The sequence below is a fragment of the Psychrobacter sp. FDAARGOS_221 genome, assembly GCF_002313155.2.
GTDB lineage: Bacteria > Pseudomonadota > Gammaproteobacteria > Pseudomonadales > Moraxellaceae > Psychrobacter.
The window spans coordinates 291062-317353 of record NZ_NWFK02000001.1 but is presented as its reverse complement, the minus strand read 5'-3'; the positions used below and the strand labels follow the sequence as shown (position 1 = coordinate 317353).

Annotated in this window: 13 protein-coding genes and 1 tRNA gene; 10 read left to right on the top strand and 4 right to left on the bottom strand. The window is 42.6% G+C overall.

Annotated elements, in window-relative coordinates:
• Window positions 1-10 precede the first annotated feature (10 nt).
• The 3 genes from A6J60_RS01365 (at window position 11) to A6J60_RS01355 (ending at window position 4953) form a co-directional block, all read left to right on the top strand.
• Window positions 11-928, top strand: a complete 918-nt coding sequence (locus A6J60_RS01365) for an Abi family protein (RefSeq protein ID WP_096064403.1) — start codon at window positions 11-13, stop codon at window positions 926-928.
• A 303-nt stretch (window positions 929-1231) separates the two neighbouring features.
• Window positions 1232-4417, top strand: a complete 3186-nt coding sequence (locus A6J60_RS01360) for a type I restriction endonuclease subunit R (protein ID WP_096064402.1) — start codon at window positions 1232-1234, stop codon at window positions 4415-4417.
• A gap of 50 nt (window positions 4418-4467) precedes the next feature.
• Window positions 4468-4953, top strand: coding sequence for a hypothetical protein (locus tag A6J60_RS01355; protein WP_096064401.1), 486 nt, complete (start codon window positions 4468-4470; stop codon window positions 4951-4953).
• A gap of 133 nt (window positions 4954-5086) precedes the next feature.
• Here the strand turns inward: A6J60_RS01355 and A6J60_RS01350 are convergent, their stop codons facing one another.
• Complete coding sequence (locus A6J60_RS01350) at window positions 5087-5485, bottom strand: surface-adhesin E family protein (protein ID WP_096064400.1); 399 nt, start codon at window positions 5483-5485, stop codon at window positions 5087-5089.
• A gap of 250 nt (window positions 5486-5735) precedes the next feature.
• Window positions 5736-5811: transfer RNA gene (locus A6J60_RS01345), tRNA-Arg, on the bottom strand.
• Between the two features lie 144 nt (window positions 5812-5955).
• Between A6J60_RS01345 and ppiC the strand changes: the two genes are divergently transcribed.
• The 5 genes from ppiC (at window position 5956) to recD (ending at window position 19328) form a co-directional block, all read left to right on the top strand.
• On the top strand, window positions 5956-6234 hold the full coding sequence (ppiC, locus tag A6J60_RS01340) for a peptidylprolyl isomerase PpiC (RefSeq protein ID WP_096064399.1): 279 nt from the start codon (window positions 5956-5958) through the stop codon (window positions 6232-6234).
• Between the two features lie 101 nt (window positions 6235-6335).
• The gene (truC, locus tag A6J60_RS01335; protein ID WP_096064398.1) at window positions 6336-7136 is read left to right on the top strand and encodes a tRNA pseudouridine(65) synthase TruC; all 801 of its coding nucleotides are present in this window, start codon (window positions 6336-6338) and stop codon (window positions 7134-7136) included.
• Window positions 7137-7365: 229 nt separating this feature from the next.
• On the top strand, window positions 7366-12252 hold the full coding sequence (locus A6J60_RS01330; RefSeq protein ID WP_096064397.1) for an exodeoxyribonuclease V subunit gamma: 4887 nt from the start codon (window positions 7366-7368) through the stop codon (window positions 12250-12252).
• A 128-nt stretch (window positions 12253-12380) separates the two neighbouring features.
• The gene (locus A6J60_RS01325) at window positions 12381-16907 is read left to right on the top strand and encodes a UvrD-helicase domain-containing protein (RefSeq protein ID WP_096064396.1); all 4527 of its coding nucleotides are present in this window, start codon (window positions 12381-12383) and stop codon (window positions 16905-16907) included.
• Window positions 16908-17030: 123 nt separating this feature from the next.
• The gene (gene recD / locus A6J60_RS01320) at window positions 17031-19328 is read left to right on the top strand and encodes an exodeoxyribonuclease V subunit alpha (RefSeq protein WP_096064395.1); all 2298 of its coding nucleotides are present in this window, start codon (window positions 17031-17033) and stop codon (window positions 19326-19328) included.
• A 95-nt stretch (window positions 19329-19423) separates the two neighbouring features.
• On the opposite strand, the gene A6J60_RS01315 is transcribed toward recD, so the two are convergent.
• Together A6J60_RS01315 and A6J60_RS01310 are read right to left on the bottom strand one after the other, a co-directional pair.
• Entirely contained in the window at window positions 19424-19981 is a 558-nt protein-coding gene (locus tag A6J60_RS01315; protein WP_096064394.1) for a hypoxanthine-guanine phosphoribosyltransferase, read from the bottom strand.
• A 127-nt stretch (window positions 19982-20108) separates the two neighbouring features.
• Window positions 20109-20774, bottom strand: coding sequence for a hypothetical protein (locus tag A6J60_RS01310; protein ID WP_096064393.1), 666 nt, complete (start codon window positions 20772-20774; stop codon window positions 20109-20111).
• A gap of 514 nt (window positions 20775-21288) precedes the next feature.
• Between A6J60_RS01310 and A6J60_RS01305 the strand changes: the two genes are divergently transcribed.
• Together A6J60_RS01305 and A6J60_RS01300 are read left to right on the top strand one after the other, a co-directional pair.
• Window positions 21289-23916, top strand: coding sequence for a hypothetical protein (locus tag A6J60_RS01305; protein WP_096064392.1), 2628 nt, complete (start codon window positions 21289-21291; stop codon window positions 23914-23916).
• Between the two features lie 87 nt (window positions 23917-24003).
• Window positions 24004-26205 carry a hypothetical protein gene (locus A6J60_RS01300; protein WP_096064391.1) on the top strand — a complete coding sequence of 734 codons (2202 nt, stop codon included), beginning with the start codon at window positions 24004-24006 and terminating at the stop codon, window positions 26203-26205.
• Window positions 26206-26292: the final 87 nt, after the last annotated feature.

Here is a 26292-nt window from a genome sequence, read left to right as displayed (position 1 = left end):
AATACCTCGTTTGAATCTATTGAATAAACAAAGTTGCAAACCTTGGCAATCATTCGAAAAACAGATAGCCTTGCTTGAGAATAGAGGGATGATATTCGAGGATAAAACTGACGCTATACATATTCTATCGCAAGTAAATTACTACCGATTAAGTGGGTATTGGTATCCATTTAGGCAACTAATTAATAACACGAGAGAGAATAATTTTTATAAAGATACTAAATTTACCGATGTTTTAAATATCTATAATTTTGATAAAAAGTTACGTATGTTGTGTTTAGAAGCTCTAGAGGTCATTGAGATGTCTGTAAGAACCAACATAGCATACAATTTTGGACGTATCAGCCCTGTTGCACATTTAGATAAAAATAATTTTGACCAAAAGTTTGTTCAAGGTGAAAGCAAACAAATTAACTATGAATCATGGTTGAAAAAGTATAAATATCAGATACGTCGTTCAAACAAAAGTCCATTTATCAAGCATCACATCGCCACTTATGAAGACTTGCCGATATGGGTAGGAGTAGAGGTTATGGATTTTGGTAGCTTATCGGTATTGTATTCAGGACTTAAAGGTAGGCAGAAAAAGCAAATATCACAAAGTTATGGTGTGGATAATCCCAATGTATTCGGAAGCTGGCTTAAGTCATTAAACTATATACGCAATATTTGTGCACATCATGCGAGATTATGGAATATAAATATTGATGTTGTGGCAAAAGTGGACAGTCGTTTTTTAGGGTTGTCATCAGCGGATAATAAACGGTTGTTCTTTTATCTTATTATGATGAAGCATTTGTTAGCGGTCATTGAGCCAAACAGTACTTGGGATCGTAAAGTAGAAGATTTATTTCATAAATTTCCTACACCAACAAATAAAGCTATCAAATTAAATGATATAGGATTTAGTACTTGGCAGGACTGGTGAAGAAACTTACAAAATCTACTAAGATAAATCAATGGACAATAGAAAACCGCCACATTTCCTAATTCAATGTTACCAGAGAGATTAGGTAGAGGTGGCGGTGCTGTTAGGAGCTATTATAGGCGTAAGTTTAGTTACGTTCAAGTAAAGATTTAATTTTATCCCTCTTATGGAGCCCTACTAACCAGTTTAAACTGCCCGCCTTTGCAAAGACAGTTATAAGCGAATTGCAGTAAGTAGCTACCCATACATATCATTCATATCAGAAACGCATTTTAGTGGTAATTTAGTATAGGAAACATAGCATTGAAATTCACTGAAGCCAAACTTGAACAGGCCATTGTCGAATTACTTGCCAGCGAAGGTTATCCACACACCCCAGGTGAAATCGTCGATAGCCAGCTTGGGCGGGAGCCTGAAGATGTACTCATTGAGTCTGATTTACGTGATTTTCTAGCCAGACGCTATCAAGATCAGCACATTACCGATTATGAGATTGGCTTAATCCTGCATCGTCTTAAAACCCTGCCAGCCTCTGATCTTTACGACAGTAACAAAGCCATTATGAAAGATGTGTCTAATGGCTTTTTGCTTAAGCGTGAAGACCACACCAAAAAAGACCTGTTTATCCAGCTGCTTGATTATGATGACCTGAGCAATAATACGCTGCGGGTCGTCACTCAGCTAAATATTGAAGGCTATGAGCTGCGTATTCCCGATGCCATTTTATACATTAATGGCTTGCCACTGGTGGTGTTCGAATTTAAGAGCGCCATACGCGAAGAAGCACCGCTACATGATGCCTACGTGCAGCTCACGACCCGCTATACCCGTGATATCCCTGAACTACTCAAATACAATGCCATCTGTGTCATTAGTGATGGTGCCAATACCAAAATGGGCTCGCAATTTGCGCCTTATGAATTCTTCTACTCTTGGCGTAAAGTCACTGGTGATGAAGCGCTAGAAACAGACGGAATCAGTGCGCTGATTACCATGATTCAAGGCCTATTTAATCAACAGCGCCTGTTTAATGTGCTGCGTAACTTTATCTACCTGCCTGATACCTCTACCAAAAAAGAGAAAATCATTTGCCGCTATCCCCAGTACTATGCGGCTACCAAGCTATTCAATAATATCAAACAGCACATCAAGCAAATTGACTCGGCTGGCAAGCTTATCGCTGGTGACGGTAAAGGCGGTACCTACTTTGGTGCGACCGGATGTGGTAAAAGCTATACCATGTTGTTTTTAACCCGTCTGTTAATGCGTGATGTGACGCTTGGCAGCCCGACTATTGTCTTGATTACGGACCGTACCGACTTAGACGATCAGCTGTCTGGTCAATTTACCAATGCCAAGACCTATATTGGTGATGACAATATCATCAGTGTTGAAAGCCGTGCTGAGCTAAGAGAGCGGCTGTCAGGCATTAAAAGCGGCGGCGTGTACCTGACGACTATTCACAAGTTCACCGAAGATACGCAGCTGCTCACAGAGCGCAGCAATGTCATTGTCTTATCTGATGAAGCGCACCGCAGCCAGCTCAACCTTGAGCAGAAGATTACCGTTACCGAAGACGGTGTCAAAAAGACTTACGGCTTTGCCAAATACCTGCATGACTCATTGCCTAATGCAACCTACGTTGGCTTTACCGGAACGCCAGTCGATGCCACGCTCGATGTGTTCGGCCCGATTGTCGACAGCTACACCATGACCGAGTCGGTGCATGACGAGATTACGGTACCTATCGTCTATGAAGGACGCGCCGCCAAAGTGTTGTTGGATAACAATCAACTGGAAGAAGTCGAAAAATACTATAAGCAAGCCGAAGAAGCAGGTGCCAACGAGTATCAGATAGAAAAAAGTAAGCAAACCATGGCGACTATGTCGACCGTATTGGGCGACCCTGACCGTATTCGAGCTATTGCTGAAGACTTCGTTGAACATTACGAAACTCGAGTGGCCGAGGGCACGACCCAAAAAGGTAAAGCCATGTTCGTGTGTAGCTCTCGTGAGAACGCATTTAAGCTGTATAAGGACATTATCGATATACGACCGCAATGGGCGGAAGTGATGGCCTGTGAAGAGGGCAGCACGCTTACTGAGAGCGAGAAAAAGACCATTAAGCCGATGGAGCGCGTCAAAATGATTATGACGCGTAACAAGGATGACTCTCAAGAGCTGTGGGATTTACTGGGCACTAAAGACTATCGCAAAGAGCTGGACCGTCAATTTAAAAATGGCAAATCCAACTTTAAGATAGCCATCGTGGTTGATATGTGGCTCACCGGCTTTGATGTGCCTTTCTTGGATACCATCTATATTGATAAGCCGTTACAAAAGCACAATCTGATTCAAACCATCTCACGGGTCAACCGTAAGTTTGAGGGTAAAGAGCGCGGGCTGGTAGTGGATTATATTGGTATCAAAAAGCACATGAACTTGGCGCTGGCTCAGTACACCGAAGGCAAAGAGCAAAATTTAGAAGAAATCGCTCAATCGGTGGTGATCGTCAAGGACCAGTTAAGCCTACTTGATGCCATGTTCCATAACTTTGATAACTCAGGCTACTTCTCAGGTAAGCCCATTGAGCAATTAGATTGTCTAAATGAGTCGGCCAACTTTGTACTGGCCACTGAGAAGTCGAAGCGCTTTTTTATGGATGTGGTAAAGCGTCTGAAGTCAGCTTATGACATCTGTGTTGGTAGTAATGACTTAACGCAACTGCACAAGGACAAGATTCACTACTACTTAGCGGTTCGTACCATTATATTCAAAATTACTACCGGCAATGCCCCCGATGTTGAGCAAATGAATGAAAAGGTGCGTGAGCTGGTGAAAGATGCGCTACAAAGCGATGGTGTCGAAGAAATCTTCAAGATGGGCGCTGAGCATGGGCATGAAATCAGTATCTTTGACGATGACTACTTGGCTAAGATTGATAAGATTAAACAGCCCAATACCAAGATGGAACTGTTGCAGCAATTGCTCAAAAAAGCCATTGGTGAGTTCAAAAAGACCAACAAGGTCAAGAGTATCGACTTTAGTAAAAAGATGAACGCCATTGTGCAAAAGTACAACGAGCGTGATGAAAGCAGCATCATGCACTCAACAGTGATGAAAGACTTCACTGACCAAATTATCGATATCATTCACCAGATGCGCGATGAGGTGAGCTCGTATAAAGATAAGGGTATCGATTATGAACAAAAAGCTTTTTATGACATCTTATTAACACTGGCGCATAAGTATGACTTTACTTACCCAGAAGATAAGCTTATCGAGCTGTCTAAAGCGGTGAAAGACTTGGTTGATGATAAAGCGCAGTATACCGACTGGAATAAGCGTAATGATACTAAGGCTGAGCTAGAGTTTGATCTGATTGTGCTGCTTGATGAGTGGGGCTATCCGCCGATTGATCGCGATGAGGTGTATACCGAGATATTCGACCAGGCCGAACATTTTAAGAAGGGCAGAGTGGGGAGTTAGTAGAGTATTTATCGTTAAATTAAATCACACTCTAACGGCTGAATATAACTATGAAAAAATGGCTTTTAACTTTTGGCATTTTAATCAGTACAGTTACACCGTATCAGCAGGGTTATGCTGAAGAATCAGAAAGTCTGAAAGATACGATAGCAAATACAATGTCATTTTCAGACTTGCCTATTGAGCTTCAAGCGCTTATCGAGAGTGCTGATGTAGAGGATAATATTAAGATAGAACAACAGCTTTCTTATGAAGAAAGAGGGATTTGTTCAGCTAAGTCAGCCTATGCTTTTAATTTTATGAACATGAGGCAAAAGGGCTATGATTATGAGGATATTTATCTTCTAATTGATTTAAGTCAAAATTCTGATGGCCTTGAATTGGCAGAAAACAGCCTCGATTTTTATCACGATTTATTATCTGAGGCTTATAGTTACCCGGTGTATGAGACTAAATACCTTAAAGGTTTAGCGATTTCACTGTTTCTAGATAAGAAGAATTATGAGTGTTTACAAGAGGTTCAAAACAAGTCTTAGTGCTTAATTAATTTCACCTCTAACCGATGTGCTTGCGTGTATCAAGATACCAAACCATATCTGAAGCAGGATGGTTTGGCTTAATTACAGGCAGGTTCTCACTATCAACGTGACACTGGTTTGTCCTATCTTTTTAATGCGAGCACATATAATCAGCTACATTGCCACCAACAGTGCCTATAGGCGCATCATTAAAAGTTTCCTCATCCTCGAAAAACATAAATAGATACTTACCATCTTTGAAAACTTTATAATTATCCCTGCTAATTCTTTTTGGAGTACTGTTGCAATCAACAGTAGTAAACATTTCAATAGAATTGTAATAGTTTTCGCCATCGGTTTGGTATTCAGCAAATTCCACTTTTTCAAAGGACATTTTATATGATCCTGAATTGGTCAAAGTGTGAGTATTGACATAACTTCTACTTTGGTTGTTCTCAGTAGTCGCTACTAAAGCCCAGCCGTCAGAACTTGCTGCTGTAGCTGTTACTGACATTAATCCTACCATTGCTAATACTGCTAATTTTTTCATACTATTCCTTGTCAAGTTGTTTACTGGTCACAATCAAATGCAATAGCACTTGATAATAGCATCATTATTGCCTTAGCTGCTTGCAAAAACGGAAATTGCAGACACAAAAAAGTTAGTGGATAAGATTAGTACTGGCTAAAATTTTGATAAATTTTTCTTAAATATTAACTAAAATAAAAAACTACATTCCTTTGGATTTATTTACTTGAAGGGGTGTAGGTAATGAGCGGTAACTAGTAATCACATGTGTTGGTGCGCCCACAGGGACTCGAACCCCGATCGATCGCTTAGGAGGCGACTGCTCTATCCTGTTGAGCTATAAGCGCATAGATTGAAATGCTGATAGAAAGGAGAATTATTTTATCATAATTAATCAGCTGTTTGACCCACTTTTATAAGCGTAGCACCCGTACTATCAGTCACTAGTGCTATAATGCCGCGACAATTAATATTTTTGAAGGATTGATATCATGGCACGTACCGCAAGCGCATTACATATTTTGGTAAAAGACAAAGAGCTGGCTGAAGAAATTATAGCCAAGCTTAAAAAGGGCGCGCATTTTGATGTGCTCGCTAAGAAACACTCAACTTGTCCCTCTGGTAAGAAGGGCGGCGACTTGGGTGAATTTAGAAAAGGTCAAATGGTGCCGGCATTTGATAAAGTTTGCTTCAATGGTGAGCTATTAACCCCGCATTTAGTCAAAACCAAGTTTGGCTGGCATGTGGTGAAAGTGCTTTATAGAACTTAAGCCCTGCCTGCTCAAGATATTAAACAGTGAGAGTGGGCTTAAAGCAAACCTATTAAGAGTTAAGCCTAACGCCTAAAGAACAATATTAATAATGGATAAAGATGGATATTGAAAGTGGCACTGACAGTCAATCAGATAACCAAACAGACGACCTAAAACATAACCCAATAGAAATTATCTATGAAGATGAGCATCTAGTAGCCATTAATAAAGAAGCCGGTCTATTGGTGCATCGCAGCTGGCTGGATAAAGGCGAGACCCGCTTTGCGATGCAGCTCACCCGTGATGCGGTCGGTTGCCATGTGTTTCCAGCACACCGATTAGATAGACCAACATCCGGCGTGTTGTTATTCGCTAAGAGCTCTGCTGTGGCACGCAGTCTGACTGAAGCCTTTACTGAGCGTAAAGTTGCTAAGCAGTATATCGCTGTGGTGCGTGGCTTTATGGCAGAGGAAGGCAGCGTTGATTATGCGTTAAGCTTTAAGCCGGATGCTATTGCCGATAAATTTGCTGATTTAGACAAACCTGCTCAAGAAGCGGTAACCCATTGGCAAAGCTTAGACCAAATTGAGCTGCCGTTTGCGGTTTCAAAAAAGCATGCGACCAGCCGTTATAGTTTAATGCGCTTATTGCCTGAGACTGGGCGGAAACATCAGCTGCGCCGGCACATGCGACATCTGTTTCACCCGATAGTCGGGGATACCAGCTATGGTGATGGACGCCATAATAAGTTTTTTCGTGCTCAATATGATTGCACACGTATGCTGTTACACGCTCAGACCTTAAAACTCGATCATCCGGTAACTGGTGAGCCGTTAGTGTTGACGGCAGGATTTGACGAGCAGTGGGCGCGTATCTTAGAGGAGCTTGATTGGGTCGATAGCGCAAGCCTTAGCAGATAGTTGGTTTAATTAGACCTAACACTTGACTTGTGAAGCATGGCTTTAATGCTTTATCAAATCTTTGCGACAATGGGTGACGTTCGGGTGTGGTTTGATGGTTTTCTTTTTGCCATAATCGGTTATGCTTATCTAAGCGCTTTATCTTTTCTAAACTCTGTGTTCTTCTAATTCCTGTGTCTTTGCTATCGCCGTATTAATCCGAATTGCCTTTAACAAAAGATTGCCCCTTATGTTTAAAATTATTCAGTCCAATCGCACCGAAAAACTGGTCACCCAACTGCTACACGAATATCAATCCAAAGATCAGCCCATTTTTGAGCCGTTTATTGTGATTGTGCCGTCAAAAGTACTGGGAGATTGGCTGGATAAAACCATCGCCAGTCAGGCAGGCATTAGTACCTTGGTGCAGACCAAATTCTGGGGTGAATATCAATGGCGACTGATGCAAGCGGTATTGAGCCGTCATAATGATTTTGTCAAAAGCCAAGACCCGAATGCCACTACTATTAATGTGCCAGAAGTGGCTGTGCTGTCGCCAACCGTTATGCAGTGGCGAATCTTTGGATATCTTAATCATTATCAAGCGCAAATCATCAAAGATGACAAGCATCCGTTGTATCCGCTGCTGATTTCATTGATGGAATCGCTGCAAGATCAAAACCAAGCTAAAAATTCTACTCAGAATCAGAACCAGAGCCAAACGGATGGCCAACAGCAAAACACTCAAGATCCGGGGCAAAGAGATGCCAGACTGTGGCAGCTGGCAAGTGATTTGGCACGGGTGTTTAACCGTTATCTGACCCACCGTGAAGACTGGCTACAGACGTGGTCGAACAATAAGCAGCTGCCAGTTGAGCAACTGATTTTAGAAAAAGACAGTCTCTCGTTGCGCTTCGATAAATATGCGCGCGGTACGCCAGATTGGCTGATAGATCATTATATTGAGTTAGAAGCCGCGCAGCGTCATCTTTGGCTAAATCTTTTTGCCGATGTGCATTTGCACCGTGTGGCGTTAGAAGCTAAGTTTTGGGAAGTGCTAACCAACAACATTGCCCATGAGCAAGATACGCTACCCAAAGTGCTGAGAATCTTTACCATTCAGCAGCTACCACAAGCAGAGCTCGACTTTTTGCAGCGTTTGTCTGAGTTTATGGACATCACCTTGCTGCACTACAATCCATCAAAGCTGTTTTGGGCAGATATTGTCGATAAGTCTTGGCTTGAGCGTCAACGTATTATTAACCCTGAGAGTGTGTTCCTACGTGACTATGGTCACAGTCTGCTGTCACGTCTGGGTAAGCAATCACGTGATACCTTTGCGATGTTGGCGACCTTGTCAGGTGGTGAGGATTATGAGCGCGCGCAGGTAGTCTGGCACGATGACTTTTGGCAAGACGATTATTGGCAGGATGGCTTTTTCGAAGAAGAGGCGCAGCCAAATCTTGAGTCTCAATCTGACGCTAGTGACTCTGCCCAAAAGTTGGATAACTCACCAAATAACTTTTCAAATAACGCGCCAAATAACTCATTAAATAACACGCCAAGTCTATTACAACAGCTGCAACAAGATGTGCTGATGCTCGATGAGCAATCGACGCAGCAAGCAACTGCAGTGCGCGTAACCAAAGACATTGGTGAGCAGCTAGAGAGCGCAGGCAATCAAAGCTCAAATCCTCAAAGTACAGAAGCCGAAAGTTTACCTAAATCAGCCAATATTGATATTGCTCAAACTGATGAGTTTGATCCGTATTCTGATGAGGTGCTTGAAAATAAGCATTACGATAAGCCACGTAGTTGGCCAATCTCTTCACAAGATAATAGCCTAAGTATTCATTCGTGCCACAGTTTACAGCGTCAGCTAGAAGTGCTGCGCATTATGATTGGACGCTGGCTTAATGAACCGTTGCCAGAAGGTGCTAAGCCACGCCATGTGTCTGATATCGTGGTGTTATTGCCTGATGTGGAGCGTCATCATGCCCTGATTAGCTCTATCTTTGTCAATGGCAAAGGTCAAGACGGCTTGTATTTGCCCGCCAAGATTACCGGTGTGGTGGATGCGGATATTCGTCAGCTGTGGGAAGCGGTGATTGGCTTTTATAAATTGCTCGGTAGTGACAGTGCACGCTTTGAAGCGGCGGAAGTCTTTGATTGGTTGATGCTGCCGCCACTATATCAAAGCTTTGGTTTGACCCATGAGCAGATGAGTCGAGGCTGTGATCTATTGGTTGAGGCAGGTTTTATCCGCGGCTTTGATGAAGAGCACTTAAAGCAGACCTTGGATGACAAGGACTTTGATTATCGCTTTAGCTTTGCCCAAGCATTAGACCGCCTAACTTTAGGTTTGGTGATGCCGGAAGCTGGCATGAGCAACTGCTTGTATCCGATTGACGAGCACGATTGGCCGCAGACTGCCATTGCCGAGATGAGCCTGCCGTTATCACAGGTCAGCCTCAATGACGCACCGATTATCGAAGCCTTGTGTCGCATCTATAGCGGATTGGTCGAAAGACGCTATGATCACCTACAAACCATGAAAGCAGAAGACTGGCTCAATCAGATTGAGACCGAAGTGATTCACCGTTACTTTGCTGATGTCGATCAAACCCGCAGTATGCGCGCCATTTATAACGCCATGAACGGCTTTAAGTCTAGCCTGCGTGCCAATCGTCATTACCAACACTATAGTGATCCGAGTCAGGCAACTGAGCAGCAAAAAGAAAACAGCTTCGATAATATTGAGCAGCTGCCACTTAAGCTTAGCTTTATGCTAGACAGTATCGAAGCTGAGCTAGAAAGTCAGCAAGTGAGTGCCGAGCCGACCGGAGTGATTACCTTTGGTCGCTTTGGTGCGTTAAGAAACGTACCGTTTGAGCTGGTAGTCATGCTCAATATGAACTTATCTGAGTTCCCAGGACGTGACCGTGATAACCGTTATGACTTGATGAAAGCGACCATGTCTCGCCGCGGTGATAGAGACAGTGAGGATGATGACAATGGTGCCTTCTTGGATGCGCTACTGTGCGCGCGCAGTGCCTGTTGGATATTCTATAACGGTCAGAGCCTAACTGATACCCATGAGCATCTACCGGCCAACCCAGTCAGCGAGTTACTACAGTTCTTACAAGGCGAAGTGCAATGGCAAGTCAGCTCAATGCAAAATATGCCTGATGATATTGACCCTGATGCGCAAAGTGTCAGACGTCAGTTGCCAAATTTAATTAAGCAGTGGCTAGTCACCGAGCATCCGGCATTACCGTTTGATAAAAGCTTGTTTGAGACCACGGAAGAGCTCGATCAAGTAAGCGCTGATGATACCGATGAGTCTGTTAACGATACGGAACTAACAAGTACTGACTTAGGCAGTGATGCTAACGACTCTGGTAATTTAGACTTAGAAGCACAATTAAATCATGCAATGCGTCAGACCAAATTGGCTCAACAGCGACAGTTCCCGCCAGCACCGCTGTGGCAAAGTGTATTTAATACGCTTAAAGTACGTGATAATCAGCCGTCTGTTAGCCGAGTCGAGTTGCCAACGCCCGAGCAATACAAGTCTATTGCCAGACTGTTTGTAGAGCCACCAGAGCAAGCTAAACCTGAGTCTAGTCAGCAACCCAAACAAGTCAATCTGCTTGGTAAGCTGGGTTCATTAGATATTGAGACCATCAAGTCGCTATTACAGCTGCTTGATCATCAAGCTGCTATTAGTTCAAACGATCAATCAGGTTCTACTGACAGTCTAGATTTAGATGCTGACCTTGCTTGCTCGGCGTTGGCCGATAGCTTGTTTAATATCGAAGAAATAGATATTGATGGCGCTTTGGCGTATCAAGTCCGCCATCCGGGTAAAGAGTTTTTGCGCTATCAGCAAGTACACGTAGTGCAAGGTCAGCAAGTGATGGCCAATCAAGAACCGCTGTTTTTAGATCCATTAGCGCGCTATCAGATCAATGAGTATCTGATTAATTCACTGGCAAATCAGTCTCAATCCAATGACTCGCTTGAAGATACTAGTTTAATAGACAACAGCTCGGACGATAATAGCCAGTCTAATGCTCAGCAGGGCGTTGCTCAACAAGACAACCAGTTGATGTATCAAAAGATCATGCCTGCTGGTATTGCGCGTCAAACCACCCTGCCCAATCAACAGCAGAAGCTGCAAAAGCAATGCGAGGAGTTTATAGAGCAGCTGTTAGTCAATGAAGCTGATAACGAGCCGTTAATCGAGCTATTGCAAGAGCAGCAGCAACCTGCTCACTTCTTATTGACTGCTACCAAAGAAGAGCCGGTTCAGCTTAATGTACAGCAGCTGTTTGAATCGTATCAGCATCAAGCATCAGGTAACAATTTACAAGATAACAGTTCGCAGAGTGAGATTAAGCAGTGGCTGTCGTTATTACCTAAGTATATTAAGCTTAAAGGTAAAGTGCCTGTTCATTCTAATACAGTCTCTACACAAACGACTGATACAAATACTGCTGATGCACTAACAACAACTAATCATGGAGATGACGCTATTGATGTCAATCATAGCGATCAACTTGCGTATTCTCAGCGTTCCCCTCGATATTGGTTAAACATACTGCCCAGCTCAGCAGGCCCTAAACATCTATTAAAGTTTTGGTTGTCGCATCTGTATTGGCAAGTGGCCAGAGGCACCACAGCTCAGCAAGTGGCGCTCGCTGATGGGGTCAGCTATTGGCGCTTTAGTAAGTCACGCTCTGATGTAGATGCTTATAAGAGTGTGGTTGCGTTTAAGCTAAATCCAGTAGAACACAATCAGGCAGCCATTGAACTGATCAAATGGGCGCTGTTCGCTAAGCTGGCAGGTCAAGTACCAATGACCTTATTGCCAGAGTACGGCCTAAACTATGTGGCAAAGGTTCAACAATCGGCCGAAGAAGATAGCCAGTATTGGACCAAACGTTCGGACTTTAGCAAGTGGTTTGCGCCGGGCTATCAACAAGATGTCTATGATAATTGCGTCCGACATGCCATTTGGCAGTATGTACTGCGTGATGATGATGCCTTTAATGCGCTGCGTGATGGACTAGATAATTTGGCATTACCTTTGTATCAGCCAATGTATAACGCTTTGACGCCTTTAAAAGCCTAGCATTTAATAAGCCAATATCTTTTTAAAGCCAATCCGTTATAAAGCAGAAGCCATTGTAAGCAACAAGCACTACAAGACAGAAATAGACAGATAATACACATAAGACAAACCAATAAGCGTAAATTGATATGACTCAATCAGACAGCATGACCACGTCGCTCAATCAAGACAGTAGCCAACCAGCGTCACAACCGGCCAAACCTAAAGAAATCATACCTGCTATTGATGTCGATCTCACCGGCAGACACTTAATTGAAGCCTCGGCAGGCACCGGTAAGACTTGGACGCTGACCGGTATTGTGCTGCGCTTATTGATTGAGGCCCGCCGCGCACCAGAGCAAATCATTGCCACTACCTTTACGCGTGCCGCTGCCGCTGAGATGCGCCAACGTATTCATGATCGATTGGTTGAGTTTTATCAGTTATTGAAGTGGGTTGATGTGCTCAGTGCTAATCCAGCCAATCATGATGAGTTGTATCCGACTGAATTGGTGATTAAACCAGATGCGGAGGCTGATAAAGCCAAGTCAAGTACTGATATTGAGGCTCATGATGAAAATCAGGATGCACATGCCGAGCAACAGCGTTTGATTGAGAAAAAAGAAGCGTGTAAACAGCAACAGGCGGAATGGCTAAAAGAGCAAGCTAAGTATGCCCGCCTTGATGGCATTATGGGCGATCCGGTGAACATGCATCTGGTGCAATATCTGTTGCAGCATTTACACACCTATAAGCTATCAGAGGCCATTCGCCGTACTGCCTTGGTATTGACCACGCTTGATAAGCTGTTCGTTGGAACTTTAGACAGCTTGGCGCAAAAGTGGCTGAGCGAATACAGTAGTGAGACCGGTCACCAACAAGGCATGTCCATTATAGAAGATCACAGTATTGAGCAAGTCACTGACAGTATCATCCATGATGAGCTGCGTCAGTTTCAAAGCCGTCTGTATTATGAGCAGCCGCGTCTATACAAGTTATTAGACCAGCAAGGCAAGCTAACGGATGTTGCCGATCATAGAGGCTTTGTACAGCGCTCGCTAAACTTCTTTTCAGCGACTATTGATGAAGTGCCAGTCATTGATTTTAGTTTTGATGAGTATGAACAGTTACTTAATGACTTCTCTCAGTTAGATTTAACTGATATTGAGCCTTATCTCAATCCTGATTATAGAAAATCTCAAGGATTTAATGGTAGATCGAGCCTTCAAACGAGGTTTGAGCATATTATTGAGATTCACAAAGTTATCTCGCAAAGAGGGTTAGGCTTTGAGAGCTATCTAAGTGAAGATGCTAAAAAACTAATCGAAGCGATTGAGGCTGCACGTTATCCTCAAGAAGACGGTAAGATTAAAAACTTTAACTCAAAGCGAGAAAAAGAGCATCAGGTGTTTTTTGGGCTGACGACCATTAGTAAGCTCATGGATGTTATTGATATGTCTAATGGCTTAGAGTCATATACAACGGGCTTACTCGCCAATTTAAATCGCCATATTGTACTGGCGGTGCGTGAAAGACTGCCAATTATTTTAGAAGAGCGCTCACAGACAACATTTAGTTTACAGATGGTAAGGCTTAACCAAGCATTAAGTGGTAAGCAAGGTGATAAACTGGCACGTTATATTCGTCACCATTATCCAGTAGCCTTGATTGACGAATCTCAGGATATTAATGGTGAACAGGCCATTATGATCCAAAGCGTGTATTTGCCAAATACTAAAAACCGTAAGCAGCGTTCTAATAACGAGTTCTTATTGTTGGTCGGTGACCCCAAGCAAGCCATTTACGGATTCCGTGGTGGTGACGTCGCCAACTACAATGCCATGAAGCGCCAGTTCGATGACAAGCATATCTGGACATTGAATGTTAACCGCCGTTCTAATGGAGCAGTCATTGATGCACTCAATCATTGGTTTTGTATGCCCACTCAAGACAGTGCCAAGCAGCATCACTTAGCAAAGCTCGGTGAGGGTATTTATTATCAGTATATTGAAGCGGCTAATGAAGAGGCGAAGCTGTCATGGATGCAGTCACTGCAACAAGGTCAGCAAGCACAACAATCCGAGCGACAACAAGACCTGAATCAAGAGCTGCATCAACACGTGTTGCCTAATCGTGGGGTCAGCTTAATTAATCTACCGTATGACACAGAGGCAAGCTATAACGAGTTTGAGGTGACGGCCAAGCATATTGCGATGCTACTCAATAGCGGCCAAACCCTAGACGGTAAGCCGATCAAGCCCAGTGATATTGGGGTGCTGGCAAGGGCTAAAAAACAGTTAAAGCAGTTAGAGAATGAACTGGTTAAGCTCAAGATTCCAACCTTGACCACCAGTGATGCCAGTATTTTTGAAACGGTGATTGCCGAAGATGTGGCAGCGATACTCAGTGCCATGTTGCAGCCGTATCGTCATGATTTGGTCAATCGGGTGTTAACCAGTCATCTGTATGGGTTTAGTGTTAAGCAAGCCAAAGCGATGATGATGGATTATGAAACTGGTGTGGCTGAGGCAGATCATACAAGTTCGATTTCTAACACGGGTATAAGTAACGACAGTCAGGCAGATGACAACCAAGCGCAGCAAACAGATAAACAGAGTAAAAAAAGCTATCAAGACTTTATCAGCTATTTGCAGCAGGGGGCGGAGCTTTGGCAGCGTTACGGTATCTTATCCGCGCTTCATTATTTATTCGAGGCCAATACCATACAGCCGCAAGGTGTCTGGCAAGCATTGGCGGCCCACAAAGATGGTGATCGCCATATTATGGACTTGCGCCATGTGATGGATATCTTGGCAGAGTATGGTCTGAGCATGGGTGAGTACGAACTGCTGGCCTGGTTTAAACAAAATATTGAACAAGCCCCGGGTAGCGACTGGGCCAAGCAACATCCACTGCCAACTGAGTCAGGGGTGCAGCTGATGACCATTCATAAATCCAAGGGTTTGGAGTTCCCGATTGTGTATGTCATGGGAATGGCTTCTGCTAGTAATAAATCGGGTAAAGGTGAAACCTACGGGCTGTATTTATATAACGTCGAGCAAGATAAGGTTGAGCAAGACAATACTGAGCAACCGTCCTCTATAGCAACTACCGGTAATAAGAATTCAATTACCTTGCGTCGCTTTTCACCAATGCAAGGCACAGCTACAAATAAAACGCACTATATTGATTTAGAGACTGATGAAAACTTTGATGAGCGTTTGCGTCTGGGCTATGTTGCCTTCACCCGCGCCAGTGAGCAGTTATACATCGTGTTATCTGATCCGCATAATACCGCTGATATGGATCTTAAACCTGTGTTTCATTGGTTTGAAACGCCTAAGCAAAAACCTGTAACCTATCAATTGCCGGATAGACTCAAGCAACAAATTGGTTATCTGCCCGCTGTTAATATTATCGATTGCTTTAATAGTCACTTTGAGCAAGCTGCGAAAAGTAGTTCGGTGTCTTCGTCAACGTCCGTTGACTCTGAGTCTGGCAAGTCAATCAGTCAGCCCATTGAGTATGATGACTTTGCGACAGTGATGAAAACCAACTACTTCAAAGGTTGGGCCAAGACCAGCTTTACCGCGCTGGCACGTCAGCTAGATGAGTCGGCGCAAGCATTGGCAGTGGCTGATGAGCGTATTGATGATGCTGTGGCACTCGGTATGGTTGCTGTTGATTCGAGAAACGGCCTTAATAGTATCAATCCTACGGATATAAACGTTAGTCATGAGGGTAGTGAGCTGCAGCTAAAAGCAAAAGACGACATTCGCTTCAGCTTCGTCAAAGGCGCCAATGCGGGTACCTTTTTGCATGAAATTTACGAAAAGATTGAGTTTACCAATAAAGCGCAGTGGCCACAGGTCATCGATAAAGCTATTAGAAGCTATCAGCTGCCAGCAGTCTATGCCAGCCGTGAGCAGCAACTACGCGTGTTAAACGAAAAAGACAGCTCTAAGCTGAATAACAATAACCTAGCGCCCAATTCAAATAAGTCTGATGATAAGCCTGAATTTGAGATAGACGACAGTGAGCATAAGGCATTGGTGAATTGGATTGATGAAGTGCTACATACGCCGTTATTGGCCTCTAACCAGCCATTAATAGCCATTGAACCACATCAGCGTGTGGCAGAGCTTGGCTTTAATATGGGGCTGTCAGAGCAGTTTAAGGTGCTACAAATTAATCAACTGTTTGAGCAGTATGTGCCTGATAAAGATAAGCATATTAACTTATTGGCTCAAAGTCATGATTATCTGTATCGCTACTTGCGAGGGGAGATTGACTTGGTCTATCAGTATGACAATAAGTTCCATGTGGTTGATTATAAGAGTAATTATTTAGGAAATAGCCTAAGCGATTATAGCCAAGCTGCTTTGAAAAAAGCGATGAGTAAAGCAGGGTATTGGCTGCAAGCGGCTATTTATCAAGTCGCTTTGCATCGCTTTTTGTCAATGCGAATCGCTGATTATGAGGGTAATGAGGACAAATATTTGGCACCGGTAGAGTATGTTTTTTTACGCGGGGTGCATATGGCGGAAGCTGAACAAGCCGAAGCTGACGATAATACGGATAATGACTTTGAAAGCGAGCGCTATGGACTGGTTACTTGGGATATTCCTATTGAATTTGTAAAAGCGCTTGATAGCTTGTTTGGTAAGCCAAGTTAGCTGATTTAATCAAATGAATACGATGGTTTAATCGTATCCGTTATTTTAGTATTAATTAAAATAGCCTAAGCAAATAAAAATATCTTTATTAAAAATAAATTAAAGAATACTCAGAGAAAACTCATGGCACAAAGTAACCGTACAATCCCCACCATCAGCGCTCAACAAAGCTGGGCGACACAGGTGAGTGACTATATTATCAAGCGCCGCCAACAAACAGCCACTGCTTATAAAAGCACTGAACTACCAATGAACAGTCAAAGTAGGGCAGTGTCAGGTGAGCAAACTGCTGCACACACAGATGAGAGTGATGCTTTGTTTAGAGCATTTTTTATCTTGTTGGCCAGCCAGTTAGAAGAGGGGCACACGGTATTAACCTTGACTCAGGCAGCCAATGAGGCGCCTAGCATAGGGCATATCAATGGCAAAGCAGTGTCGCTGTATGCTTGGCAAGTTCAAGTATTGCAGATATTAACTGCGCCTTTGGTTGATTATATTGACGCCGATGAGATTGATAGCGATGCGCTAAGTAGTGATGAGTCAGCTTCAGCGGAGCAGCCTTCTTTAAATGTGCGAGCCATTCAAGGACAGCTTACTATATTTGAAATCATGTCGGTATTGCTAACGAAGAAGGAGCAGTTGTGGTGGCATGCTTCGGTTAACTCAGCGCAAGTTGTGATATTAAAGCAGCGTCTGCAATTGGTACTGACAGTTTATCAACAGCTTAGCCGCCTTAGCTTGTCAGCATTGATCGCACAGTTACAGCAGCATGATTTGTTTGAAGCATTGGTCAATGAACAACAGTCTTTATCTCTGACAAATAAAAATAGCCTAAGCAAAAGTAAGCAAGCGCCAAATATCTACCACACTAAGTATCACAAATCAGAACAACAACCCATCACACTAACACTCTGGCTACATAGAGCATGGCAAGCAGAATACAATCTGGCGATGAAGGTAAAGCAAATACTTAATAATCGCATTAGCCCGCTAGATATCGATATTCCTGAACACCTCAATGCACAGCAGGTCAATGCCGTTGAAGTGGCCAATAATAACGCATTTAGCATCATTACTGGCGGCCCTGGTACCGGTAAGACTTATACCGTGGCGCAACTGGTCATGGCGTTACAACAGGCACAGGACAAACAGAGTAGTGCAGCGATACAACCACGTATTACCTTTAGTACCGATAGTGCCAGTTTAGCATTGGCGGCACCCACAGGTAAGGCGGCGCAGCGCATGCAAGAGTCACTTCAGGCAGCGCTTGATGCTGCTGGGGTTGAGATGCAGCTACAAGAAGCGAAAACTATTCACCGTTTATTAGGCATAGGGCGTACTGGTAAACCACGTTATAACGCCGATAACCCATTGGGCGAAGATATTATCATTGTCGATGAAGCATCTATGCTAGGGGTAGAGCTTGCCAATTATTTAGTTAGTGCGGTTAAGCCGGGTGCAAGACTGATATTATTAGGAGATGCCAATCAGTTAGCGGCAGTAGATGCTGGGGCAGTATTGGCGGATCTATGTCGCACGCCTTTGCTGACACCAATTCATGCACAGCTGACTGAGAGTAGACGCTTTGGTGCTGACTCTGGTATTGGGCAATTAGCAACCCTGATTAACCAGTCTCAGGTTGATGTCAGGGATATGTGGCAGTTAATACAAAAGGATGAAGTGCTACACTTTGAAAACACCCAGTTATCAAAGCCATCAGATAAATCATCTTCTAATAATCAGATAATAAATAGCCTAAGCAATAAAAATCAAATTCATTCGCTGACCACACATTATGCTAATTATGTTAGTAAAACACATAAACTACTAACGCACTCAATCGCAACTTCCATGCCAGAAGTCGTAAAACAAACCATTACTGAGCTGATGGCTGTATTTAATCAATTTAGAATCTTAAGTGCCGGGCATCATGGCGAATGGGGCGATCATTTTATTAACGATTACCTAACTCAATGGCATACCAATGAGCTAAAGCTGTTAATAAGACAAGACAACTGGTATCACGGACGCCCGGTGATGGTGCTGCAAAACAACTATGAGCTTGGGCTGTTCAACGGTGATATTGGTATTTGCTTACAAACAGCGGGTGACAAGGGGCGATTAGAGGTGTTCTTTGAGAATAAAACTCAGGGGATAGCGGTTAATTTGTTAAATGATGCGTTAATCACGACTGCTTATGCGATGACCATTCATAAATCTCAGGGGTCTGAGTTTGATCATGTGGCGATTGCCTTAGATAACAGTCACAGCAGACTACTAAGTAAAGAGCTGATTTATACGGCGGTGACACGCGCTAAAAAGCAGGTGACTATCTATAGTTCAAAGTCAGCATTAGAGAAAGCAGTACAGACACCAACCCAAAGACATACCGGATTGGCGTTGCAGTTTGAGACACTTTAAACGTTCCTTAAAAGTTACTCAATCACAAAAATAGCGCATAAAAAAGCACCTGTTATTCAGGTGCTTTTTGCATATCTGATTAATGAAAACTAAACCTAGTCTTCTTTAATCGCATAAATGCCAGGAAGGTGGCGTAGGTAACCATGGAAATCCATACCACAACCATAGACATATCTGTCTGCAACATTTAAACCGATGAAATCAACGTTGAAGTCTTGCACCTTGCGGTCGTGCTCTTTGTTTAGTAGCACACAGCAGTTGATCGAGGCTGGATTCTCATTTTTCAAATCTTCAACGATCGCTTTTAAGGTGATGCCTTCATCAAAAATATCATCGATTAGTAGCACGTGTTCGCCTTCAAGGTTAACATCTGGCTTGTACTTCCAGATTAACTCATTGGTGCCTTCATTCTCACGATAACGAGTCGCGTGAATATAGTGCATACGATGATAGAAGGTGAGGTGAGTCAACAATTGACCTGCTGGGATTAAGCCGCCGTTCATAACGACCATAACGATCGGGTTTAGGCCAGCGTAATGTAGGTTCAACTGTGCTGCTAGACGCTCATAAGCAGCAGCGACTTCAATGCTACTGATTAGGCATTCTGAGTTGCGTAGGGTTTTTTCGATTTCTTGGTTGCTGATTTGGCTCATAATGGCACCACAGGTTAAGTAAAAGTCGTTATTTTAACAGGATTTACCATAACGAGCCAATATTGTTATCCGCCTCAACACAAAATCAAAGCGGATAAGGCCTTAATTGTTGCTATTGCATAAATGATTACGCTTTTTCGATTACATAGGGACGGTAAAAAGCAACCAAGCGTTGTAACGATTCCAATGGCAGCTGTGGGAATAGCTTGTTGATAGCCACTTCCAGTGCTTTATTAATACCTGCTTTGGCAACTGGTACTGCATTGCGCTTGAACATACCTAGCGGAAGGGTTTCAGAAAAACGAGTAATAAAGTGATCAACAACGGCGTGATTCATCGCCATTAATCCTTTTTGTAGTTTATCTTTATCGACTGACTCATCAGTGACTGAATCGAAGCCATCATTAATAGTTTGAGCAACAGAGTCGTCTAATTTAAAGCCGATGCGCGTGTTGCCATCATTGTCTTCAAATACAGTTTCGTTTTTTAGATATTCAAAGTTAGGTAGGACGTCCTTATTTTTATCTTTACCCAATAAGATATTCAGCATGGTGTCAGCTGCGCCTTCAATTTTGCTGACAATGCCTTTCATTTTTTCTTTGCGTTCTTCATCAGGAATGACACTGATTAGGTTAACCAATAGGTTTTCGATAATTTCGTGGGCAATTTGATGAGAAATATCATTACGTAGCGGATAGTAAGGTTCCGAGCTATTAGAGCTGACTTTTTGTTCAGCGTCGTCAATCATATTTTTTAGTTTGTCGGTGGGTTCAAATCCAAAGTAATGCGTCATGTTAAATCCTTTTATGACAATTTATATAAATAAAATATCTATATAAATAGAGTTGTAAGTGGTGTAGGGGGTGAATAAAGGTGAGTGGTTGTATCCAGCTCGTCTTTATTAAAATCGAATAGACGTTTTAATAAACCTATTCGTAATAGCCAAGTTCAGATAAACAAATTTTAACCAAGGTTAGAAGAATAAATCCAACTAAAAAAAGCGTTAGATGAACAGCTTAGGTTATAAAAAGTAAACAAAAAAGCTATTTTGTAACCTAATGTAGCTGTGTATTGTGATAGTATTACCTAAATCTTACACACATTGCGTTATTTATGTGACTATAAAGTTTAATGCGCCGAAGGTAACTGTCGTGCATTGCTTTGATTTTATTCAACAATCTTATATTTGTCTAACCCTTTATTGTGCAATTATAGTTTATCGTAACAGTCATATTTGAGTTCAAAATCGATCGATTAGGATAAATAACTGATAGATTGATCAAGACGCACGGAGCAGTCAAACCACCATGACCAACATTTCTCAATACGCTAAATCAACTTCAAGCCGTCATTTTAAACTTCTGTTTTTAACCGCATCATTAGCTTCACTGTTAGGCTGTCAAACTACCCATTCCCCAGAGCAGTCCTTAAAAAGTTTTGATTTAACAGACTCGCCAATTTCTGCAAATACAGCCTATCAGCAACAAGTCGCCGATAATAACAATCGCTATCAGCAGCTGTTTACGAAAACCGATAGTGCTGATGAAAATGCCAAAAATACGCTATTAAATGCTTTAAACACTCATTTAAGCAGCAATCATGTGGCCATCTCGCAAACACGTATGCATGAGACTCCTTTCTTTGAGCCTAATAGTGTTGATGCTGAGTCACAAAATTCTTTTATAAGTATATTAGAAGGCTCATTGTCTGCATTAGAGCTGTTTAAACTTAGAAATGTGATATTTGGTGAGGTTGATTTTAGTGATGAAGATGACTACGAAGATGACGAATATGATTATGAAGATGATGTTGCCGCTGATATAAAAGAGATTTATGAAGAAACGGTTTATGAAAAAGCGCTTTATGAAGAAGAGTTAGACAGTGATGATGACGCTTATGATAATTCTGATGATGAGGAATCAATCACTTACTATGGCGATGAAGAGAAATTCGCCGGTCCTACTTATCGTACTGAAGACGATTACCTACTTGATGGCGACGCCTTATACTTAAACTATATCGATGAAAAACAAGGCAGCTTGCCAACCCCAAACTATAAGGTGACAAGAGTAGAGGGGCTGTCGGCCAGTAGCTATGATGACTCAAACTTAGTGGTTAGTTATTTAGATGATATCTATTCATGCGCCGTCGATTTTTCCTATGATCTTGATATTATTTTAGAAACTGAGCCAGGCACTAAACATGATGATGAAGGTATTAAAGCACTTGAAGCGACTTTTCAGGAATGTTTAAACGAAGTTAGTAAGGATGAGCCTGAAATCTTAGCGCTCTCTAATGTGTATCAGCGTCAATACGTCAAACTTGAAAATGCCTGCGTTGATCGCTTTACTAAGCAAACGTCTGATTACTTGGTTTCAGATCGATCAAACGATAAGGATTTAAAGACCTACTATAACACATGGCGCAGTTACAACGCGTGTGATTATAGCGTGTTTTTGCTTAACGACTTAGAGCCTGTGACTTATATATCCTACGGTTGGCCACAGTACTTTTTGGACTATAAGCAGCAAATTGTGCAGTGTACTGATGAGATGATTGCCAGCGAAGATGAAGCGGCACGAAAAGGTATTACCTATAAAAACAATCCGCAACACTATCTAGACATCAATGAAGATTTTATTGAGTGTAAACAACTGGCATTAGATGAAAAAACAAAATATGAAATCGAAAATGATCTGGTTGAAGAGCTGACTTATGGCAATGATGACTATGATTATGGTGATTATGACTATGAAGAAGAAAGTGAGTACGAAAAGCAGCAACGCGTAGAAGCCATTCAAAAAGCGGTTGCGATGATGCAAATCACGCCAGCTCAGATTGAAGCCAATAACTTTTATTATTATCAGTATCTAACGCTAAATCAGTTAAGTGCTTACGATGCTAAGCAAAAGAAATATAACAGTGTTTATAGCTTTGATTATGCCAGCCCTTCTTCTTATACCTCAGTGCAATTGCCACTGGGTATCGACTTTAAGCAAGGGTCTATGACTTTAGATCCTAGTGCGATTTTACCGTTTGTGGCTTTAATGGCACCAGAAAACACACCGCTGCCTGATGAGATGGTATCAACCACGGTTGCTTTTGGTTTACCTGAAGAACTTAGTCGCAACTTCCCACTTGAAGTGGTTTATGATGCCTTGATTACTGCAATCAACCACAGCTTAACTGAGCTAGACAGTAGTAATTTTACAGCGCTAGATATTAGCCAAGACCCTTTTGCCAAAGAGCTAGGCGCTCGTCGCGCTGTTAAAGTTAATTTAGATGCTTATCAATCAGGCAAGATGTTTGGCGTGATTGTTAAACACATGGCAAACAGCTTACAGACCCATGTGACCAATCATCCAGAGGCCTATGAACATCCAGAAGATATAGTGGATCGCCTGGAACAATGGCAGGAATTAAGTGTTACTTTCTTAACCGATGATATTGGACGCATGACGCAAACCTTAGAGACCTTTTTGCCGATTACCTTTAATAAGATTAATACTTACTATTTAGATTCAAGCAATCGTTTGATTGGTAAGCAGGTTAGTACTGCCATTGGTAGTGATTTGGCAGGCCGTAACCACACCACAACCACTCAAACCCGCTTTGATTCTGGTCTTAAACAAAGCCCGCTAGCATCGCTATTTGAACAGTCTTTTGGCCAGCCTTTTACCCAAAACAATATAAAATCGGTAGACGGTAATGCTTGGTTGAAAAACATCAAAGATCGTGAGAAGTCGATAGAGACTGCTCGTGAAGCGCGTTCTGGTTATGGCTATTACAACCGTGACACCAACAGCTATCAAGCCTATGATGACGATTACTATCAATCGCAGATTCGTATCATAGACTCTGGCAATGTGAATGATTATTTGGACGATGAGTCTTCGATGGAAGATTATCTTCCCGATGAAGATCAAATGTATTAGAGCATGGAGCTATCAAACCGTTGATATGAAACGCATGCTTATTAAGACACAGTGCCAAAAATAGCGAAAATAGGTCAAGGATCGAAAATGAAACCCAGTCATACTCCAAATAATAGCCACACACCAGTTAATAGTCATACCCCAGTAAATAACCGTATTGCTAGTGATAAACAGAATATGTCGTATACGCCAGATAATCAACAAACACCCCAAGTTGGTACAAAAAAAGTAACCGTTGCTGCGTTAGGCGCATTGTCTATCAGTGCATTATCGTTAGTAGGCTGTCAGTCAAATGGCGCATTGACTAACGGCGGCCTTCATTCAAGCTCATTAAGTCAAATTATGGCAAGCCAGCCTACCGAATCTGAGCAGTCGCTATTGGCAAAGCACACTTTAATGGAAGCATTGCAAAAACAGCGCAAGTCCGCTTATCGCTACCGGATGGATATGATTGGCTCCAATCAAGCACGCTTGGCTGCCTTCGATCAGGTCAGTGAAGACCAGTTGGCGATGAGTGATATTGCCGAGGAGCATTGCGAACACATTCATGATCAAGCCTACGCCGATCTGATTCAGCGCGCACAGCTTGAGGGCGCTGATATAGACAATTCTAAATACAGTACCCAGCGTGAAGCACTTAAGTCTGCATTCATTGAGTGTAAAACAGAGCAAGTAGAGTGGGAAAACGCCAGATACGATCAGATTGATTTGGACATAGGCTTAGACTCAGAGTCTGATTATGCTGATAGCAACGACCTTGATGATGACATTAATAATTCGGATAGTGAACAGCCAAGCAGTGATACTCTAATTATTGAAGAAACCTCAGCAGTTGTTGAAGACGAAGCCAATGATATAGACGAAAACGAAGACAGCACACCACATAATGATCAACAAGCCATCACTGAGTTATTGGCCGCTTTATCAGGCGTTGAACAGCAAGATAATTTCTTACCTAATTATGACAGTGCGCATACCAAGTTAGACGCGCATAAAGCCAAGTTGCTCGATGCCTATTTCTTAAAGCCAACCAGTGTTAGTGTGCAAGGCGTTTATCAACCCTTGCTTGGTAAAATGAGTGTGACGCCAACCTTACGCTATCAAGGCATAAATCTGACCAGTATTGCCAGTCACTATTTATACATTGATGCCAAACAAGGCGCCGTGTATATCTGGGCCGATACCTATGCTTATTTATTATCGGTCTATTTCGATCAAAAGCTGGGCACCTCAATGCACAACAAGTGGTTAAAGCTCGATTTGAATGATGGTAGCTTGCCAGAAGGCTTTGGCCGAGATTTCATTGCCAGCCATTTTTATGCCACTGATCAGGCGGCACAGCAAATCCCGGCGCAGCGCTATAAAATCTTAACCAATAATCAACTGCTAAGCGCCGAGCAAAGTGCGAATGAATCCATAAAATTCGACAGCCGCTTTTTGCCTTATCTGAAGTCAGCGCCTTATGTGATTGAAAGACGCTTAACCGAAGACGATGTTGAGGGCAACCTGAACAACTACTTCAAGTTGTTGCATCAACAGATTAGCGAAAAGTATCCTGAGCTGGTTGAAGAAATGAAGCAAGAGGCGGAAGAAAGTCAGTCTCAAAAAAGACAGACTCAAGAAGAATATCTTGCTCAATTAGAACAAGAGTTTGAAGAAGCTGCGGCCGAATTAGAAGAAGCAGAAGCCAATGCCCTTGAGGCCGAAATTATGGCCGCGTCAGAAAACGATGTCACTGATATCATTGATACAGAAGCTGATGATGAGGACGCCTATCAAAAGTTGAAATTTGACAGTCGTAAATTGGTCAGCTTATTACTTACCATGATAGAAAACAATACCTATGAAGAGGGTGTTGAAACTAATGATGATAGTGATGTCGATGCAGATGAAGAAAACGAGGCTAATAAAGAGGCTAATAAACCAAACGTTCGCTACAGTGTTTATAACCCCGATACCCCAGAGAGCAGCTGGTTATGGCGTGATATCTATGCCATTGATAATAATCAGCGCATTCAGTGGCACTTTAAACAGTACAAGCTTAAAGATGAGGCACCTGCCAGCGAAGAGCTGGATGTGTTGCGTGCTGTGGAGCTTCAAAGCTTAACCCGTTATGAGCCAGTATCGATTACGGCTCCTGTGTTTACAAGTTTGCCTGAAGGTGCAACCACACCCAATGCGGCGAATACGATAGACATCCGTGAGTATACCGCTGACATATTGCAACGCTACCGCGATGGTGAAGGCAACCCTATGGGGCAAGATATTATCGATGCGCTCGAGAACTAAGCGTTGTCGTCGCTTTAAAGTTCGTTAATATAGGTTGTTAATAACGACAATCAGTTTAATAAAAAGCCACCTTGCTACCACAGCGGG

Coding starts and splice junctions, on each gene's coding strand:
- A6J60_RS01355 (WP_096064401.1), top strand. CDS start 4,468: ATGAAAAAATGGCTTTTAACTTTTGGCATTTTAATCAGTACAGTTACA.
- A6J60_RS01350 (WP_096064400.1), bottom strand. CDS start 5,485: ATGAAAAAATTAGCAGTATTAGCAATGGTAGGATTAATGTCAGTAACA.
- ppiC (WP_096064399.1), top strand. CDS start 5,956: ATGGCACGTACCGCAAGCGCATTACATATTTTGGTAAAAGACAAAGAG.
- truC (WP_096064398.1), top strand. CDS start 6,336: ATGGATATTGAAAGTGGCACTGACAGTCAATCAGATAACCAAACAGAC.
- A6J60_RS01330 (WP_096064397.1), top strand. CDS start 7,366: ATGTTTAAAATTATTCAGTCCAATCGCACCGAAAAACTGGTCACCCAA.
- A6J60_RS01325 (WP_096064396.1), top strand. CDS start 12,381: ATGACTCAATCAGACAGCATGACCACGTCGCTCAATCAAGACAGTAGC.
- recD (WP_096064395.1), top strand. CDS start 17,031: ATGGCACAAAGTAACCGTACAATCCCCACCATCAGCGCTCAACAAAGC.
- A6J60_RS01315 (WP_096064394.1), bottom strand. CDS start 19,981: ATGAGCCAAATCAGCAACCAAGAAATCGAAAAAACCCTACGCAACTCA.
- A6J60_RS01310 (WP_096064393.1), bottom strand. CDS start 20,774: ATGACGCATTACTTTGGATTTGAACCCACCGACAAACTAAAAAATATG.
- A6J60_RS01305 (WP_096064392.1), top strand. CDS start 21,289: ATGACCAACATTTCTCAATACGCTAAATCAACTTCAAGCCGTCATTTT.
- A6J60_RS01300 (WP_096064391.1), top strand. CDS start 24,004: ATGAAACCCAGTCATACTCCAAATAATAGCCACACACCAGTTAATAGT.